Annotated in this window: 17 protein-coding genes and 1 pseudogene; 8 read left to right on the forward strand and 10 right to left on the reverse strand. The window is 71.4% G+C overall.

The features are described from left to right. Positions 1 to 13 precede the first annotated feature (13 nt). The 5 genes from ACH4VO_RS07505 to ACH4VO_RS07525 form a co-directional block, all read right to left on the reverse strand. On the reverse strand, positions 14 to 1,084 hold the full coding sequence (locus ACH4VO_RS07505; protein WP_360984964.1) for an alcohol dehydrogenase catalytic domain-containing protein: 1,071 nt from the start codon (positions 1,082 to 1,084) through the stop codon (positions 14 to 16). Positions 1,085 to 1,313: 229 nt separating this feature from the next. Beyond that, positions 1,314 to 1,712 carry a DUF302 domain-containing protein gene (locus tag ACH4VO_RS07510; protein WP_360984961.1) on the reverse strand — a complete coding sequence of 133 codons (399 nt, stop codon included), beginning with the start codon at positions 1,710 to 1,712 and terminating at the stop codon, positions 1,314 to 1,316. Positions 1,713 to 2,019: 307 nt separating this feature from the next. After that, positions 2,020 to 2,787 carry an FAD:protein FMN transferase gene (locus tag ACH4VO_RS07515; RefSeq protein WP_360984957.1) on the reverse strand — a complete coding sequence of 256 codons (768 nt, stop codon included), beginning with the start codon at positions 2,785 to 2,787 and terminating at the stop codon, positions 2,020 to 2,022. Continuing rightward, positions 2,780 to 3,208: an FMN-binding protein gene (locus ACH4VO_RS07520; RefSeq protein ID WP_360984954.1), complete on the reverse strand. Its 429-nt coding sequence runs from the start codon at positions 3,206 to 3,208 to the stop codon at positions 2,780 to 2,782. Before ACH4VO_RS07520 ends, ACH4VO_RS07515 begins: the two co-directional genes overlap by 8 nt. Positions 3,209 to 3,219: 11 nt before the next feature. Beyond that, the gene (locus ACH4VO_RS07525; protein WP_360984951.1) at positions 3,220 to 4,584 is read right to left on the reverse strand and encodes a ferric reductase-like transmembrane domain-containing protein; all 1,365 of its coding nucleotides are present in this window, start codon (positions 4,582 to 4,584) and stop codon (positions 3,220 to 3,222) included. A gap of 171 nt (positions 4,585 to 4,755) precedes the next feature. On the opposite strand from ACH4VO_RS07525, the gene ACH4VO_RS07530 reads away from it, so the two are divergent. Both ACH4VO_RS07530 and ACH4VO_RS07535 read left to right on the forward strand, forming a co-directional pair. Continuing rightward, positions 4,756 to 5,490 (forward strand): response regulator transcription factor, encoded by a 735-nt coding sequence (locus tag ACH4VO_RS07530; RefSeq protein ID WP_360984948.1) that lies wholly within the window; start codon positions 4,756 to 4,758, stop codon positions 5,488 to 5,490. Then, positions 5,487 to 6,917 carry a HAMP domain-containing sensor histidine kinase gene (locus ACH4VO_RS07535; RefSeq protein ID WP_360984946.1) on the forward strand — a complete coding sequence of 477 codons (1,431 nt, stop codon included), beginning with the start codon at positions 5,487 to 5,489 and terminating at the stop codon, positions 6,915 to 6,917. Before ACH4VO_RS07530 ends, ACH4VO_RS07535 begins: the two co-directional genes overlap by 4 nt. Positions 6,918 to 7,084: 167 nt before the next feature. On the opposite strand, the gene ACH4VO_RS07540 is transcribed toward ACH4VO_RS07535, so the two are convergent. Beyond that, a complete protein-coding gene (locus ACH4VO_RS07540) occupies positions 7,085 to 8,425 on the reverse strand; it encodes an MFS transporter (protein WP_360984943.1) in 1,341 nt (446 codons plus the stop codon). Positions 8,426 to 8,713: 288 nt separating this feature from the next. Between ACH4VO_RS07540 and ACH4VO_RS07545 the strand changes: the two genes are divergently transcribed. The 5 genes from ACH4VO_RS07545 (at position 8,714) to ACH4VO_RS07565 (ending at position 12,462) form a co-directional block, all read left to right on the forward strand. Further along, positions 8,714 to 9,028, forward strand: a complete 315-nt coding sequence (locus ACH4VO_RS07545) for a rhodanese-like domain-containing protein (protein WP_360984940.1) — start codon at positions 8,714 to 8,716, stop codon at positions 9,026 to 9,028. A gap of 110 nt (positions 9,029 to 9,138) precedes the next feature. Next, complete coding sequence (locus ACH4VO_RS07550; RefSeq protein ID WP_360984937.1) at positions 9,139 to 10,530, forward strand: rhodanese-like domain-containing protein; 1,392 nt, start codon at positions 9,139 to 9,141, stop codon at positions 10,528 to 10,530. A 129-nt stretch (positions 10,531 to 10,659) separates the two neighbouring features. After that, positions 10,660 to 11,241 (forward strand): rhodanese-like domain-containing protein, encoded by a 582-nt coding sequence (locus ACH4VO_RS07555; protein ID WP_398440893.1) that lies wholly within the window; start codon positions 10,660 to 10,662, stop codon positions 11,239 to 11,241. After that, positions 11,238 to 12,140: a sulfite exporter TauE/SafE family protein gene (locus ACH4VO_RS07560; protein ID WP_360984934.1), complete on the forward strand. Its 903-nt coding sequence runs from the start codon at positions 11,238 to 11,240 to the stop codon at positions 12,138 to 12,140. Before ACH4VO_RS07555 ends, ACH4VO_RS07560 begins: the two co-directional genes overlap by 4 nt. Before the next feature lie 58 nt (positions 12,141 to 12,198). Next, positions 12,199 to 12,462 (forward strand): metal-sensitive transcriptional regulator, encoded by a 264-nt coding sequence (locus tag ACH4VO_RS07565; RefSeq protein WP_069173986.1) that lies wholly within the window; start codon positions 12,199 to 12,201, stop codon positions 12,460 to 12,462. A gap of 86 nt (positions 12,463 to 12,548) precedes the next feature. Here ACH4VO_RS07565 and ACH4VO_RS07570 read toward each other — a convergent pair whose 3' ends face one another. The 4 genes from ACH4VO_RS07570 to ACH4VO_RS07585 form a co-directional block, all read right to left on the reverse strand. Beyond that, positions 12,549 to 13,259 carry a phenylalanine--tRNA ligase beta subunit-related protein gene (locus ACH4VO_RS07570; protein ID WP_360984930.1) on the reverse strand — a complete coding sequence of 237 codons (711 nt, stop codon included), beginning with the start codon at positions 13,257 to 13,259 and terminating at the stop codon, positions 12,549 to 12,551. A gap of 561 nt (positions 13,260 to 13,820) precedes the next feature. Beyond that, positions 13,821 to 14,678: an aldo/keto reductase gene (locus ACH4VO_RS07575; protein WP_360984927.1), complete on the reverse strand. Its 858-nt coding sequence runs from the start codon at positions 14,676 to 14,678 to the stop codon at positions 13,821 to 13,823. Then, complete coding sequence (locus ACH4VO_RS07580; RefSeq protein ID WP_360984924.1) at positions 14,675 to 15,109, reverse strand: cupin domain-containing protein; 435 nt, start codon at positions 15,107 to 15,109, stop codon at positions 14,675 to 14,677. Before ACH4VO_RS07580 ends, ACH4VO_RS07575 begins: the two co-directional genes overlap by 4 nt. A 71-nt stretch (positions 15,110 to 15,180) precedes the next feature. Further along, entirely contained in the window at positions 15,181 to 15,453 is a 273-nt protein-coding gene (locus ACH4VO_RS07585; protein WP_360984921.1) for a carboxymuconolactone decarboxylase family protein, read from the reverse strand. 228 nt (positions 15,454 to 15,681) lie between these two features. Between ACH4VO_RS07585 and ACH4VO_RS07590 the strand changes: the two are divergent. Then, positions 15,682 to 16,034, forward strand: a pseudogene (locus ACH4VO_RS07590) (helix-turn-helix domain-containing protein); the annotation flags it as partial. Between the last annotated feature and the right edge of the window lie 40 nt (positions 16,035 to 16,074).

Here is a 16,074-nt window from a genome sequence, read left to right on the forward strand (position 1 = left end):
ACCGGGCGGGGCATCAGGCGGGCAGGGACACCACGTCGTGAGCAGGCTCCCCGAGCACCACCTTCAGTGCTCCTGTGCCGGCGGCGCGCGAGAAGGTGTCGTACGCCTCCTCCATCTGCGGCAGGGCGAAGCGGTGGGTGACCATCGCGGACGCGGCCGGCAGCCGGCCGGCCGCCACCATCTCCAGCAGCAACGGAGTCGAGAAGGTGTCCACCAGTCCGGTGGTGATGGTCACGTCCTTCGACCAGAGACTTTCGAGGTGGAGTGCCGCCGGTTTGCCGTGCACGCCTATGTTCGCGACCCGGCCACCCGGCCGGACCATCCGGGTGCACTGCTCGAAGGCCTCCGGGACACCGACCGCTTCGGCGACGACGTCCGCGCCCAGACCACCGGTGAGGTCGGCGATCAGCGTCTCGGGATCTTCATCCGCGCCGACGGTGACGTCCGCGCCCACGCCTCGCGCCGCCTCCAGCCTCTGCGGCGCGAAGTCGACGACGATGACCCTGCCCGGGGTGTACAGGCGGGCCGTCGCGACGGTGGCGAGCCCGATGGGTCCCGCCCCGACCACGACCACCGTGTCCCCCGGCCCCACGCGCCCGTTCAGTACGCCCACCTCGTACGCCGTCGGGAAGATGTCCGCCAGCAGGACGGCGTCCTCGCTGCTCACGGCGTTGGGCAGGGGGTGGACGGAGAGGTCGGCGAACGGCACACGGACGTACTCCGCCTGGGTGCCGTCGATGGTGTGCCCGAGGACCCAGCCTCCGCCCCCGAGACACTGCCCTTGGCGGTTCTCGCGGCAGAACCGGCAGCGGCCACATGCGGTGATGCAGGAGATCAGGACGCGGTCACCAGGGCGGACGGTCCGTACGTCGCCTCCCGTCTCGACGACTTCGCCCACCGCCTCGTGTCCGAGCACGGTGCCCGGCCGCACCTCGGGCACGTCTCCTTTCAGGATGTGCAGGTCCGTTCCGCAGATGGTGACGGCATCGACGCGGATCACCGCGTCGCCCGCCTCCTGGATGCCAGGGTCCGGGACGTCCTGCCAGGACTTCTGCCCCTTGCCGTGGAAGACCAGTGCCTTCATGACGCGTCCTCTCCGGTGTCCGAGTGCCTGGCACCAGACTCGCAACGGTACGAGCTGCGGCGCTTGGGCCGTTCGGTATCCACCGGGGGCCTTCATGGCCGGCCTTCATGGCCCCCCCGGGGCGTCCGGCGCCGGCGCCGTCGCGCACGGCACGGGCGCCTCCGCCCCACGAGGCTTCCTGTCCTGCCGCTCCGTCGAGGTCGCCCCGGCGGTCAGTCGTCAGTCGGTGTCACACGGGGATGTCGGTGAGGGCGGCGAGAGCGGCGTCGAGGCGACGGGTGGCTTCTTCGGCGACGGGCGTCATGGCGTCGAGTCCGGTGAGAGTGACCATGGTCCCGGGGTCGAGGGCCTGCACGACGGTCCGGTCCCCGTCGGCTCGGACGACGACGTTGCAGGGCAGCAGCAGGCCGATGGAGCGGTCGGCGTCCAGCGCCTGGCGGGCCAGGGGCGGGTTGCAGGCGCCCAGGATCAGGTACGGCTCCATGTCGTGATCGAGCTTGGCCTTGAGGGTCGCCCGCACGTCGATCTCGGTCAGGACCCCGAATCCCTGGTCCGCCAGGGCCTGCCGGACAGCCTGCTGCGCCCGCTCGAACGGGACCCCCAGAGTCACGGTGCGGTCGTACGGCACGGTCTCCCACCTCATTTCTCGTGCGGCCCGCTTCGGCGGGCGCGAAACGCCCGTGGCTGTTGCCACCTGGGAAATATGCCCCGGGGGTGCGTGGGCTGTCGTGACCGACGCGCCCCGGCACCGTGAAGAGCGCTGACCTTCGAGGGGTGACGGTGAGCGTGGCCCCGCACGTCGTGACCGGGCGTGACCGGGCGTCACCGGTCCAGGGGGCGCGAGGTGTCCCGCCGCGCGCCGAGTCCGCCGGACCGTTGCCTACGCGCAGCGGGGACTTCGCCGGGTGCCGGCTGGGTCCCTGGTCCCTGGTCCTTCACGAGCCGTAACGGTGGAATCCCCGTGTCCGCCATGTGCGGCCGTCGGGCAGGATGGCCAGCGCTTCGTAGCCGTCGAGTGCTTCGATCCATTCCCGCGCGCCGTCGCCCCGGGCGAAGGCGGCGGTGGCGTAGGTGTCGGTCGGTGTCAGCCGGGGTCCGACGACGGTGAGCGAGGCGAAGGCGGCGGCGGGTGTGCCGCTGTGCGGGTCGATGATGTGTGCCCCGCGTTCGGCGGTACCGGAGGTGGCGACGGCCAGGCCGTCGGCGGCGGTGATGACGGTGGCCAGTTCCCCGGGGCGCAGGGGGTGGGCGATGCCGATGCGCCACGGGGTGCCGGGGCCCGCCCGGCCGCGGAGCTGCAGATCGCCGCCGCCGTTGACGCAGGTGTCGTGCGCACCCGCTTCGTGGAGGATACGGGAGGCGGCCTCGGTGGCCCAGCCCTTGACGAGTCCGGAGGGGTCCAGGCTTCCCGCGGGGGCGGCACTGAACCAGCCGTCGCTGTCGCGGGTGGCCCGTGCGCACAACGACAGGACTTCGTCGACCTCCGGCGGACAGTCCTTGAGGCGGATCTCGCCGCGGCCGAGGCGGCTGATGTGGCTGTCGTGCCGGTAGGTGGAGAAGACGGCGTCGACCTGGTGGAGATGGCGTACCGCCTCGGCGAGGGCGTGGCGGATGGCGGGGGTGGGCCGGTCGCGGATGTCGAAGGAGAACACGGTGCCCATCACGTGCTCGATGTGGCGCAGTCCGGTTCCGGTGTCAGACATGGGCCTGGTCCAGGGCGCTCTGCAGGGACTGCATGTAGCCCTGGCTCGTGTAGCTCGCTCCGGAGACGGCGTCGATGTGCGCGCTCTGGGCTCCGAGCGCCTCCTGGGTGAGGCGGGGCAGGGCGTAGGAGGCGATCTCCCGGTCGCGGCCGTTCTGGTCGGGGGCCTGAAGGATTCTGACGGCGGTGATCTTCCCCTTGACCAGGGTGGCGGCCACCTGCACCGTCCCGTACTCGGTGTCGACGGGACTTCCGGTGAACGTGCCCGTCCCGGGGGTCGCCCCCGGCGCGGCGCTCACGGAGTGCGAGGCCGCGGGGGGACGGGGTGCCGCCCCGAGGGAGGCGAGGTGGTGGGGTTTGAGGGCGAGCAGGGCGACGACCAGGGCGCTGGCCCCGGTGGTGGTGAGGACGGCTCGGCGCATGAAGGTACTCCTCAGAACGCGAACGACTCGTGGTGGATACGCCGTGCCGGGACCCCGGCATCGCGCAGGGCGGTGATCGCGGCCCGCGTCATGCCGGGCGGACCGCAGAGGTAGACGTCGTGCGCGGCCAGGCCCGGAACGAGGGCGCGCAGGGCCTGGGCGGTGAGGGGGGAGGAGTACCCGGCCGGCTCGTCGACGACGTAGTGCACGGTGGCACGCCGACGGGCGGCTATCGCGTCGAGTTCGCCGCGCAGCGCGAGGTCGTCGGCGCGGCGCGCCCGGTAGACGAGGGTCACCTGGCCGGGCAGGGTCTCGAACAGGGTGCGCAGGGGTGTGATGCCGACGCCGCCGGCCAGCAGGAGCACCTGGGGGGCGGTGCGGCGGTTCGCGGTGAACCCGCCGTAGGGGCCCTCGGCCCACACCCGGGTGCCGGGCCTCAGACGGGTGAGTGCCGTGCTGTGGCCGCCGGCCGCCTTCACCGTGATGCGCAGGTGCCCGGGCCGGGCGGGGGCGGAAAGGGAGTAGGGGTTGGCGGTCCACCACAGGCCGGGGGCCAGGAAGCGCCAGCGCAGGAACTGTCCCGGCTCCCCTCCCAGCTCTTCGAGGTGCTCGCCGGTGAGGTGGACGGAGACCACGCCCGGCGCCTCCGGATGGACCGCGGTGACGCGGAGGCGGTGGCGCAGGCCGCGCCGGACGGGTACGGCGAACCGGTACCAGGCCAGCAGCGCGGCGACTCCGAGGAACAGCGTGTACCAGGCCACCTGCGCGGGGCGGTTGCCGACGAAGTCGGCCCCGTTGGAGAGCTGGTGCCCGAACGCGAGGAAGACCGCCAGGTAGGTGGCGAAGTGCAGGTAGTGCCAGGTCTCGTAGCTCATCCTGCGGCGTGCGGCGCGGGCCGAGAGGATGCCGGTGGCCAGGAACAGCAGGAAGCCGGCCGTTCCTTTGAGCAGGTCGGGGTAGTGCAGGACGAGCGTGGAGGTCTGGCTCACCACGTTCGTGTGCGAGGTCAGCGAGTAGCCCCAGATGATCAGCAGGGTGTGGGCGAGTGCGAGGGATACGGTGCAGCGGCCGCCCCAGGCGTGCCAGCGGGCGAGCCGGTCGGTGCCGACGGTGTGGTCCAGGAGCGGTACGCGGGCCATCAGGGCCAGCAGGACCGCGCAGGCGTAGCCGGCCAGGAGACCGGTGATGCGTCCCGCACCGGTGAGCCAGCCCGCCGGGCCGACGACCGAGGCCGTGTCACTCCACCAGAGGGCCAGCACCCCGGCGGCACCCCCCCAGATCAGCAGCTGGGCCACGAGCGGCACGAGGTTGCGGCGCGGGCGCCGGTGGCGCACGCTCCGGCCTGCGTCCGCGGTGGTGGTGTACGTGCTGGTCATAGGCTCCTCCGGATGGGGATCACTTCCGGTGATGAACGGCCAGCCTCACAGTCCGGCCTCTGAGTACCCTCTGAAAGCACCTCTGCGGGCCGGTCCGCGAGCGGATTCAGAGGAAACTCAGAGACGTGGCTGACCCTGCCTCGACCCGCGCCGGGGGATGCTGAAGGAACCATGGACGAACCACCCACGCCCTCATCCCTGCACCGCCCCGACGGAGGACCCGTGCGGGTCCTCGTCGTGGACGACGAACCCGACGTGACCGATGTCCTGTCCGGAGTCATGGCCGGTGAGGGGTGGCGGGTCCGCACGGCCTCCGACGGTACGACCGCGGTCGCCACGGCCCGTGACTTCCGGCCCGACGCGGTGGTCCTGGACTGGATGCTGCCCGACCTGGACGGTCTGCAGGTCCTGCGCGCCCTGAGGCGTGAGGCACCGAGCGTGTGCGTGTTGTTCCTGACCGCCCGCGACGCGGTCGAGGACCGTGTGGCGGGCATCACCGCGGGCGGCGACGACTACGTCGTCAAGCCGTACAGTCTGGAGGAGGTCCTGGCCCGGGTGCGCGGACTGCTCAGGCGGGCCGGTATGACGGCGGAGCCGGGCGCGAACTGGCTCACTGTCGGTGATCTCGCCATGGACGAGGAGGCCAGGGAGGTCCGGCGCGGCGGAGTCACCATCGAGCTGTCCCGTACCGAGTTCGAACTCCTGAGGTTCCTGATGCGCAACCCGCGCCGTGTGCTGTCCAAGGAGCAGATCCTCGACCGGGTCTGGGCCTACGACTTCGGGGGCCGCGCCCACGTGGTCGAGCTCTACATCAGCTATCTGCGCAAGAAGATCGACGCCGGACGGAACCCGATGATCCACACGGTGCGCGGCGTCGGTTACGTCCTCAAGCCGGACTCCCCGTGAGGCGCCCGCCACCCCGCACCCTGCGCGGCCAGCTCACCGCGGGACTCGTGCTCCTGCTCGCCCTGGCCTGTGTCGCCGTCGGCATCAGTACCGCCCTCGCGCTTCGCGGCTTCCTCCTGGGACGTCTGGACGAACAGCTCGCCGCCTCCGGCGGCCGGTTCGCCGCCAGCCTGGAGCACGAGAGGGAGTCCGATGCCGACAACAGCTCGGACACCCGGGGGCAGGCCGAATCGACCTTCGGCGCCCGGCTGATGAACGGCGTCGTCACCCAGGCCGCCGTCGTCGACGACGCCGCGGATCGCCCGGTTCAGCTCACCCGCGAGGACCGGCACGCGCTGGCCGGAGTCCCCGCGGACGGGGACGGGGACGGGTACAGCATCCACCTCTCCTCCCTGGGGAAGTACCGCGTCTCGGCTGTCCGGGGCGACGACCGGGACACGCTGATCACCGGCCTTCCCCTGCACCCGGTGGAAGAGACGGTTCACCGGCTCGCGGCGGTCGAGGCGGTGCTGTTCGGCGCCGCACTCGTGGCCACGGGCTTCGCCGGGGCCCTGTGGGTGAGGGTCTCCCTGCGCCCGCTGCGGAGAGTCGCCGCCCGGGCCACCGAGGTAGCCGGCCTGCCGCTCGCCAGCGGCGAGATCGCCATGCCCGGACCGCTGCCGGACACCGACCCGCGCACCGAGGTCGGCCAGGTCGGCGCCGCCCTCAACCACATGCTCGGCCACGTCGAGAACGCCCTCACGAGCCGCCAGGCCAGCGAGGAACGCCTGCGGCACTTCGCCGCGGACGCCAGCCACGAACTGCGCACCCCCGTCGCCAACATCCGTGGCCACGCCGAACTCGCCCTGCGCCACCACGGCCCCGTCCCCGCGGCAGTGCGCCACGCCCTGGAACGGATCGACGGTGAGTCACGGCGCATGACCCGCCTGGTCGACGACCTCCTGCTCCTCGCCCGCCTGGACGCCGGGCGCCCCCTGGAACACGAGCCGGTGGACCTGACCCTGCTGATCCTCAACGCGACGGACGACGCTCGGGCGGCGGGCCCCGAGCACCACTGGTTCCTCGACCTGCCCGGAGAACCCGTCACCGTGACCGGCGACGCGCACCGCCTCCAGCAGGCCATCGGGAACCTCCTCGCCAACGCCCGCACCCACACCCCGCCGGGCACCGACGTCACCATCGCCCTGACCACCGGCCGGAGCGGCGTGACCGTGGAGGTGAGCGACAACGGCCCCGGCATTCCCGAGGAGATCCTGCCCGAGGTCTTCGGCCGCTTCGTGCGCGCCGACCACGCCCGCTCCCGCGCCACCGGCAGCACGGGTCTGGGCCTGGCCATCGTCCACGCCGTCATCACCGCCCATGGGGGGACGGCGACGGTCACCAGCGCCCCCGGACGGACGACCTTCCGCCTCGCCCTCCCCCGCTGACACCACCGGTATCCGCCCTCGGTCAGGGCGTACGGCCTGCTGTCCGGGGCCGGCCGCGACGCCGTCCCACCCGGTTCCGTGCCGTGCTCGCCGAGTACGGCCGCTCCTGGCGCTGCCGGGCACCGGGCCGCACGCGGCCGGTTCGGTCGGCCGACCGCGGCAGCCGTTCAGGCGGCAGAGCCGTCTCCCTCTCCCCCGTCGGTGCCCCGGGGGCCGCCCTTCAGGGGGGCGGCGGGCCGGCGCTCGGTGATCCAGCGGGCGGCGAGGAGTCCTGATCCCGCGGTGAGGACGGCTGCCGCGATCACGGTGGCGTTCAGGCCGAGCCGGTCGGCGAGGACTCCGGCCAGGAGGGCGCCTGCGGCGTAGCCGATGTCGCGCCAGAAGCGGTAGGTGCCGAGGGCGTTGGCGCGCCATGCGGGGTGGGCGTGATCGGAGACGGTCGCGATGAGGGCCGGGTAGACCATGGCGGTGCCCAGGCCGAGGAGGACGGCGGAGAGGACCCCGGCGAGCAGGGGGCGGTCGAGCAGGGCGAGGACCAGGACGAAGCCGCCCGCTTGGACGAACATGCCGGTGACGATGAGGGGCTTGCGGCCGACGCGGTCGGCGAGGTGGCCGGTCGGGATCTGGCCGAGGCCCCACAGGACGGGGTAGAGGCCCTTGATCAGGCCGACGGCGGCCAGCCCGAGACCGTGGTCGGTGAAGAGCAGGGGGAAGACGCCCCAGGTGAGGCCGTCGTTGAGGTTGTTGACCAGACCGGCCTGACCGGCGCCCCGCAGGGAGCGGTTGTGCCAGGAGGTGCGGGTGAAGGTGGCCTTCCAGCCGGTGTCCTCGCCGGTGGCCAGCGGCTCGGCGTGGTGGGCGAGTTCGAGGGCGACGTGGGCGGCGGTGTCGCGTACGACGAGGGCGAGAGCGAGGCCGGCGACGACGAAGACGATGCCGATGAGCTCAGGGAGGGGGCGCAGGCCGTAGCCGGTGGCGAGGTAACCGGTGACCAGGGCGGTGACGCCGACGGCGGTGTATCCGGCGGCCTCGTTCAGGCCGGTGGCCAGTCCCCGGCGGGCGGGGCCCACGAGGTCGATCTTCATGTTGACGGTCATCGACCAGGTGAGGCCCTGGTTCAGGCCGAGCAGGACGTTGGCGGCGACGATCCAGCCCCACGACGGCGCGTACGCGAGAGCGAAGGGGACCGGTACGCCGATCAGCCAGCCCGTCACGAGCAGCCGCTTGCGGCGGTAGCGGGCGGTGAGCGCCCCGGCGGCGAGGTTGGTCAGGGCTTTGGTGAGTCCGAAAGCGATGATGAAGGAGAAGACGGCCAGGTCACTGGTCAGGCCGAACGTCTCGGAGCCGATCAGCGGCACGGTGGTGCGCTCCAGGCCGACCAGAGCGCCCACAGCCGCGTTCACGACGACCAGCAGGGTGAACTGGAGCCAGTTCTCGCGCAGCCCCAGCCGCACGGGACGGACGGGGTCGCCGGCCGGTGCGGCAGCCGCGGTGGGGATGGTTCTCACGGGCGGGTGTCCTCGCAGCCTGGGTCGGAGCAGCGGCCGCTGCCGGGTGGGCGGTACGCGGTGGCGAGCAACTGAGGGTCCAGTCAGGGAGAAGACCGCACAGCCCTGCAGCTTGGCGCGCATACATGCAGGCCAATATACCCCCACCCGTATATTTTGCCTCCATCGGAGCCCTCGGCTCCACTTGCGAGCCAGGATACCCCTGGGGGTATTTGACATCCCGGACGGAGCCCCCTTACCGTCGAGTACGTAAATACCCCCGGGGGTACCGGAAGCGAAGGAGCTCCCATGCGCGAAGTAGACCTGGACGTCTTCGCCGCCGCACTGGCCGGCGGTGCGTTCGTCATCGACGTCCGTGAGCCCGACGAGTACGCCGCCGGTCATGTACCGGGCGTGCACAGCGCACCGCTGTCCACGTTCGGCTCGGCCCTCGGCGCCCTGCCCGCCGGCCGGCAGATGTACGTGATCTGCGCGAGCGGCAACCGGAGCCTCCGGGCCGCCGAGCATCTCGCGACCCGCGGCGTGGACGCGCTCTCCGTCGCGGGCGGCACCGCCGGCTGGGCCCGGAGCGGCCGGCCCCTGGTGAGCGGATCGCCCGCCTGACCGCCGGACCGGAAGGCCGGTCCCCGGCCCGCCGGGCGCACCACCGCCCCGTATCCCCCCTTCCGCGCCCCGCAGTTGCAGGGTGCACCTTGCACCAGGAGGAATTCGCCGTGTTCTTCACCCAGTACTACCTCGACTGCCTCTCCCAGGCGTCGTACATGATCGCCGACGAGACGACAGGACAGGCCGTGGTCGTCGACCCGCGCCGGGACGTCTCGGAGTACCTGGCCGACGCCCGCGCCCGGGGCTTCACCGTGGTCGGCGTCATCAACACCCACTTCCACGCGGACTTCGTCGCCGGCCACCTGGAGATGGCGGACGCGACCGGTGCGTGGATCGGCTACGGCACCCGCGCCGAGACCGAGTACCCCATCCGCAAGCTGACCGAGGGCGAGCGGCTCCCACTCGGCGACGTGACTCTGGAGATCATGGAGACCCCGGGGCACACCCCGGAGTCGATCAGCGTCCTGGTGTACGAGAAGGCAGGTGACGCCGTTCCCTACGGCGTGCTGACCGGCGACGCGCTCTTCATCGGCGATGTGGGCCGGCCCGACCTGCTCGCCTCGGTGGGCGTGACCGCCGAGGAACTGGGCGGGATGCTCCACGACAGCGTGCAGCGCAAGCTGATGGGCCTGCCGGACGAGGTCCGGGTCTTTCCCGCTCACGGCGCCGGATCGGCCTGCGGCAAGAACCTGTCCACGGAGAAGCAGTCGACCATCGGCGAGCAGCGTGCCACCAACTACGCCTGCGCCCCGATGAGCCGCGAGGAGTTCGTCGCCCTGGTCACCGCCGGCCAGTCCTCCGCGCCCGGCTACTTCGCCTACGACGCGGAACTCAACCGCAAGGACCGCGTCCGCTACGACGCGACGGCGACGGCAAGGCCGCTGACGCTCGAGGAGTTCACCGGGCTGCGGGAACGGGGCGCGGTCGTCGTCGACGCCCGCGATCCGCAGGAGTTCGCCGCCGGACACCTGGGCGGCGCGGTCAACGTGCCCGCCGACGGCCGGTTCGCCGAACAGGCCGGCACCGTCCTCGACCCGGCCGACGAGCTCGTCGTCATGGCCGCGCAGAACCGCGAGGAGGAGGTCGTCACCCGCCTCGCCCGCATCGGCTTCGACCGGGTGGTGGGTTACCTGCGCAACCCCGAGGACGCCCTCAGGGTGATGGAGAGCGAGGTAGTCCCGGCCAGCCGTCTCACCGCCGCGCAGCTGAAGGACGCCCTCGCCGGGGACAACCCGCCCGTCGTCGTGGACGTCCGCACCTGCGGCGAGCGCGAGGCCAACGGCTTCATCCCCGAGGCCCTGCACATCCCCCTGAGCGAACTGACCGCGCGCACCGGCGAGCTCCCCGCAGACCGGCCCCTGGTCCTGCACTGCGCCGGCGGCCACCGCTCCTCCATCGCGGCCAGCCTGCTGCGGAGCCGCGGCGTGCAGGACGTGTCGGACATCCTCGGCGGCTACGCGGCCTGGGCACTTTCACGGCAGCCGGCCGACGCGGCCTGAGCGCGGCGCCCCTGCTCCTGGTGCCTGCTTTCCGGGGACCGGGCGGGGGCCTGTGACCGAAGCCGCCTCGACCACCACACTCACCACGCGCATATCCCCGCATACGGGGACGACCTGAAACGGAATACCGTGAACAACACGTCCACCCCCCTCTCGATCGGCCCCGCCGTGCTCCACCGGCTCGCCCAGGAAGGGCGTGCGCCGCGCCTGCTGGACGTGCGCACGCCCGGCGAGTTCCGCACGGCGCACATCCCCGGCTCGTACAACGTGCCTCTGAACACCCTGCGCGAGCACCGGGCCGAACTGCTGAACCACCTCGACGAGGACGTGGTGCTCGTCTGCCGCTCCGGCCAGCGTGCCGCCCACGCCGAGAAGGCCCTGTCCGAAGCCGGTCTGCCGAACCTGCGCGTGCTGGAGGGCGGGATCGTCGCCTGGGAGACGGCCGGTGCCCCCCTCAACCGGGGGCCCGAGCGCTGGGACATGGAGCGCCAGGTGCGTCTCGTCGCCGGTTCGATCGTCCTGACCACCGGTCTCGTCGGGGTCTTCGTCCCCGGGGCGCACCTGATCGGCACCGCGATCGGCGCCGGCCTGACGTACGCGGCGCTCAGCAACTCCTGCGCCATGGGCGTCCTGCTGTCGAAGCTCCCGTACAACCGCGGCCCGCGAGCCGACATCCGTACGGTCATCGCGGAGCTGCGGAGTACGCCGTGATCGCCCTGGTCGTGGCCGCTTCCCTGCTCGTCGGCGTGAGCCTCGGCGTGCTCGGCGGCGGCGGGTCGATCCTGACGGTGCCGATCCTGGTCTACCTGGCCGGGCAGGACACCAAGGAGGCGATCGCCACCTCGCTGTTCGTGGTCGGCGTCACGAGCCTGGCCGCGCTGATCCCCCACGCCCGGGGGCGCCGTATCCGCTGGCGGACCGGCCTGCTCTTCGGCGGGTTCAGCATGGTCGGCGCGTACGGCGGCGGACGTGTCGCGGAGTACATTCCGGGCACGGTGCTCCTCGTGGCCTTCGCCCTCATGATGCTGGCCACCGCGGTCGCGATGCTCCGCAAGCCGCGTGAGGGCCGGAGCAGGAAGCGGCCCGCCCCCCGTGATCTGCCGGTGAAGCACATCGCGGTGGAGGGCCTCGTCGTCGGCGCGGTGACGGGTCTGGTCGGCTCCGGCGGCGGATTCCTCGTCGTCCCGGCCCTGGCCATACTCGGCGGTCTCCCCATGAGTATCGCGGTGGGCACCTCGCTCCTGGTCATCGCGATGAAGTCGTTCGCCGGCCTTGCCGGGCACCTCTCGGGCGTCGAGATCGACTGGCGCCTGGCCCTGACCGTGACGGCCGTCGCGGTGGTGGGCAGCCTGCTCGGCGGCAGGGTGGCGGGGCGCATCCCGCAGGAAACACTCCGCAAGGCGTTCGGCTGGTTCGTCGTCGTCATGGGCGTCTTCGTCCTCTCCCAGCAACTGGACACCGCCGTCTGGAGCCACCCGGCCACCTGGGCGGGACTCGGAACCGTACTGGCCGCCGCAGCGGCGGTACGGGTACGGCGGGCTTCCAAGGTCCGTGAACCTGATCCGGTGGTCATTGCTCACAGACACGAGAACATTTCGTCGAAGTCGTGATTTATACCCCTTAGGGTATCGTTGGGATCGTTGGGCAGGGGGTGAAGGAGGAACTGTCATGCAGGTGGACGAAGAATCGGTCAGGCCGGTCCTGAACCGTCTGCGCCGGGCTCAGGGACAACTGGCCGCAGTGATCACCGCAGTCGAGAGCGGCCGCGACTGCAAGGACGTCGTCACCCAACTGGCTGCCGTCTCCCGCGCCCTGGACCGGGCGGGGTTCAAGATCGTGGCGAGCGGGATGCGGCAGTGCCTCGCCGAGGGTTCCGACGCTCCGCCCATGACGCAGGAGGAACTGGAGAAGCTCTTTCTCGCCCTCGCCTGACAGGAGGGCGCGCGCGGAGCCGGTCCGCTGCCGAGGACCGTACGGCTCAACGCGGTGGGCGAGCAGCCGCGTGCGTGGGCTGGGGCTCAACTGATGGTGGCCTGCGGGTGCGACGGGTCGAGGTAGTGGACGGTGCTCTGCGCGGAGTGCCCCTCCAGCAGTCCCTGCAGTTCGCCGACGGCGGCCTTGAGGAGGTGGCCGTCGGCGGTGCCGCGGAGGGTCTCGAGGACGAAGGCGACATGGGTGGAGTCCTCGGTGACGCGCGTGCGGTGGGCGTCGCGGTGGTTCCAGTGGCGGGTGAGTACGTCGGTGCTGTCGGTGCAGATGATCTCGCCCGCCCTGGGGTGCTCGATGGCGTCGGGTTCGCCGAGGGGGGTGAAGGCCTCGCTGCCGTCGGCACAGCGGATCTCGACGTCGCCGGTGATCCGGTCGAGGTCGAAGGCGCCGATGGGCACGCCGTGGCGGACGGAGACGACGTTGTAGGAGTCGACGGCGGGGTTGATGCGCGGCAGGGTGCCCTTCTTCGCCAGACGGCGGCCCAGGGCGTCGACGCTGGGCCGGACGCGGCGGGGATTGGTCCCGAAGGAGCGGTAGGCGGTGTGCCACGCCTCGATGCGGGGGTCGGTCTCGTCCGCGGGCTGCCAGGTGCCGCCGGCGAGCTGCTGCTCCAGTTCCCGCTGGGCGGTGGTGGTGGCGGGCCAGGGCTCCCGGCCCCGCAGGGCGGTGGCGGTGACGACGGCGATGAGCGTGTCGGGGAAGGCCTCGACGACGGCGGCGTTGATACGGAAGATGGTCATCAAGTCCGTTCCATGGTGGGTACCGGCGGTGCTGCGGGCGGGGAACCAATACTTCCAGGTGCCGATGCCGTCGGGCGGCGCAACTGGTGTTTCGCACCAGGCTTTTGCCGTACGCCACACCAACCGGACCGGCACCCACCTGTACCCGTCGTCCGGCGCGTACTCCTGGTGCGAGCTCGGCGAACACACTGCCGAAGTGTGCGCGGGAGACACCGGGGAGGACAGGACGGGAACAGGCTGCGCGCACACCCGACCGGGACGACCACCATGTCCGCCGAGAACGTAGCAGAAGTCGGACCGTCGCGACCGGGACCACCCGATCCTTGCGGAATCCGGTACGGACAGGCTGACAGTCGAAGGGGGCGGGAGTTACCGCGCGTCCTACCTGGCTGCCGTGGTAGGCGCCCACGTACACCTCGCCGTCGACGGGTCAGCCCCGGGGCGGGTCCCCGGGGTTGAGACCGTCGTCCCGGTACGGGAGCGTGGAGGGCGTCGGTCGACGCATCACTTCGAGCCGCCGCTCATGGCGTCAGGCCGTCGCCGACGGGCGCTCGTCCGGCGTCACTTGCCGCTGTAGACAGGGAAGACGCGATGCTCGCCGTAGTCCACGTCGCGCAGGTCCCGCAGGACCTGCATGTCCTCGCCGGAGATATCGAAGTCGACCTCGGCATTGGACCGCATGTGGTCGGGGTTCGCCGTCTTGGGCAGCGACACCGTGCCCAGCTGCAGGGTGTAGCGGATGCACAGCTGCGGGACGGACACACCGTACTTGTCTGCCATCGCCTGGACCTGGGCGTTCTTCAGGATCGCGCCGTGGGCGATCGGCGAGTACGCCTCGACGAGAATCTGCTTGCTGTCGCAGTAGGCCAGCAGCTCGGAGGGCGTGTTGCCCGCGTGTACGAGCAGTTGGTTGACGTGCGGGAGGACGGTCGCGCCCCGCAGGATGTTCTCCACGTCGTGCTGCTGGAAGTTGGAGACTCCGATGGACCGGATCCTGCCGGCCTGATGGGCCTCCTCCAGGGCACGCCATGCCGCGCGGTTGCCCTGGTCGTAGTCGCCACCACGGAAGTCGTCCCACGGCTGCGGGCTGTGGATCAGCATCAGGTCGATGCGGTCCAGGCCCAGCTTCTCGAGGGAGCCGTCGATCGCGGCCAGCGCCTGGTCGTAGTCCTTGATCTCCGCGGCGAGCTTGCTCGAGACGAACAGCTCGTCGCGCGGCACTCCCGATGTGCGCACGCCCTCGCCGACGCCGCGCTCGTTGCCGTACGCCTGGGCGGTGTCGATGTTGCGATAGCCGATCTCCACGGCCGCGCGGACCGCGTCGGCCGCCTTGTCGTCGTCGATGAACCAGGTGCCCAGTCCCAGCTTGGGAATCTCGACACCGTTGGACAGCGTCCAGGTCTCGTCAAGGATGGTCATGCGTTCGCTCCGTTCTCGGGCAGCTTGCCGTACACCTCGTCGGTGACGGGCTCGAGCCATTCGTTGCTGACGTCCTCGCCCGGGGTGATGAAGGCGATGTGGGAGAACCACGAGTCGGCCTTCGCGCCGTGCCAGTGCTTCGTGCCCGCCGGGACGCGGACCACTGTTCCCGGTTCCATGCTGACGGGATCCTCGCCCTCGGCCTGGTACCAGCCGCTCCCCGCCGTGCACAGCAGGATCTGGTCACCGCCCCCTGCGGTGCCGTGGTGGATGTGCCAGTTGTTGCGGCAGCCCGGCTCGAAGGAGACGTTGCTGACGGGAACGCTCCCCGCGGCGAGCGGAGCCAGGTAGCTCTGGCCGACGAAGTACTGCGCGTAGGCGTCGTTCTCCCCTCCGAGGGGGAACATCTGATCGAATCTGTTCTCAGTCATCTCGCTCTTTCCTCTGCTTTGATCCGACCCACCGGCCGTGCGGGGCCTCGTTGAGCTGTTCACGCCGGTGATCAGGCGGAGCGCTCGTCCGCGATCTTCTTCAGCTGCGTGATCGCCTCGGACAGCTCCTCCACCGTGAGCCCGTTGTCCAGCGCCACACCCAGGTGGTACGGCAGCTGCTCGCTGCGGTAGAGGGCGGCCAGCACGCTGACCGTGACCAGGCTGCGGTCCCGCGGGGCGAGCCCGGGACGTTCCCACACATCCCGGAAGAGAACGTCGTCGGTGAGCTCGACCAGCTTCGGCGCGATGCCGACCAGGTCCTGAGGCGCGGACTGCTGTGCCATAAGGCGGCTACTCCCTGCAAAGGTGCGAACATGAGGACGCGACGCTGCCCACTGTCGGCCAGATGAGGCCGACGGGCATCCGCAGGAGGGTCGTCCCGCTTCGCGGACGTGGACCGCATCCGCTGCCACCTTCGAGGAAACCGCAGCTCACAGCTGTGTGGAAGGCACTGCTGTGACAGGTACTGGCAGGGCCCCCCAGAGCTGTTCCAGCCGGCCTGGCCTGGACGCATGGACACCGCCCACGAGATCCGAGAGTTCCTCGCGACCCGCCGCGCGAAGATCACCCCGCGGCAGACCGGTCTGCCGGCTGTCGGCGGCGCGAACCGCAGGGTGCCCGGGCTGCGCCGCGAGCAAGTCGCCATGGTCGCCGGTGTCAGCCGCCGGTGTCAGCCGCCGGTGTCAGCATCGACTACTACGCCCGCCTGGAGTGCGGCCGGCTCGCCGGCGCCTCCGGGGAGGTCCTCGGTGCCCTCAGCCGGGCACTCCAGTTCGAGGACGCCGAACGCGCCCGTCTGCAGGACCTGGCCGCCGCCCAGCGCCGACGCCCGGCGCGCCGCGCCGCCCGCAAGGCCAGGACGCCCGCCGCGCACAGGCAGCCGGCCGATCGCCGCGTGGGCCGGA

It is taken from the genome of Streptomyces sp. NPDC020780 (genome assembly GCF_044334475.1).
In the GTDB taxonomy this organism is placed as follows: domain Bacteria; phylum Actinomycetota; class Actinomycetes; order Streptomycetales; family Streptomycetaceae; genus Streptomyces.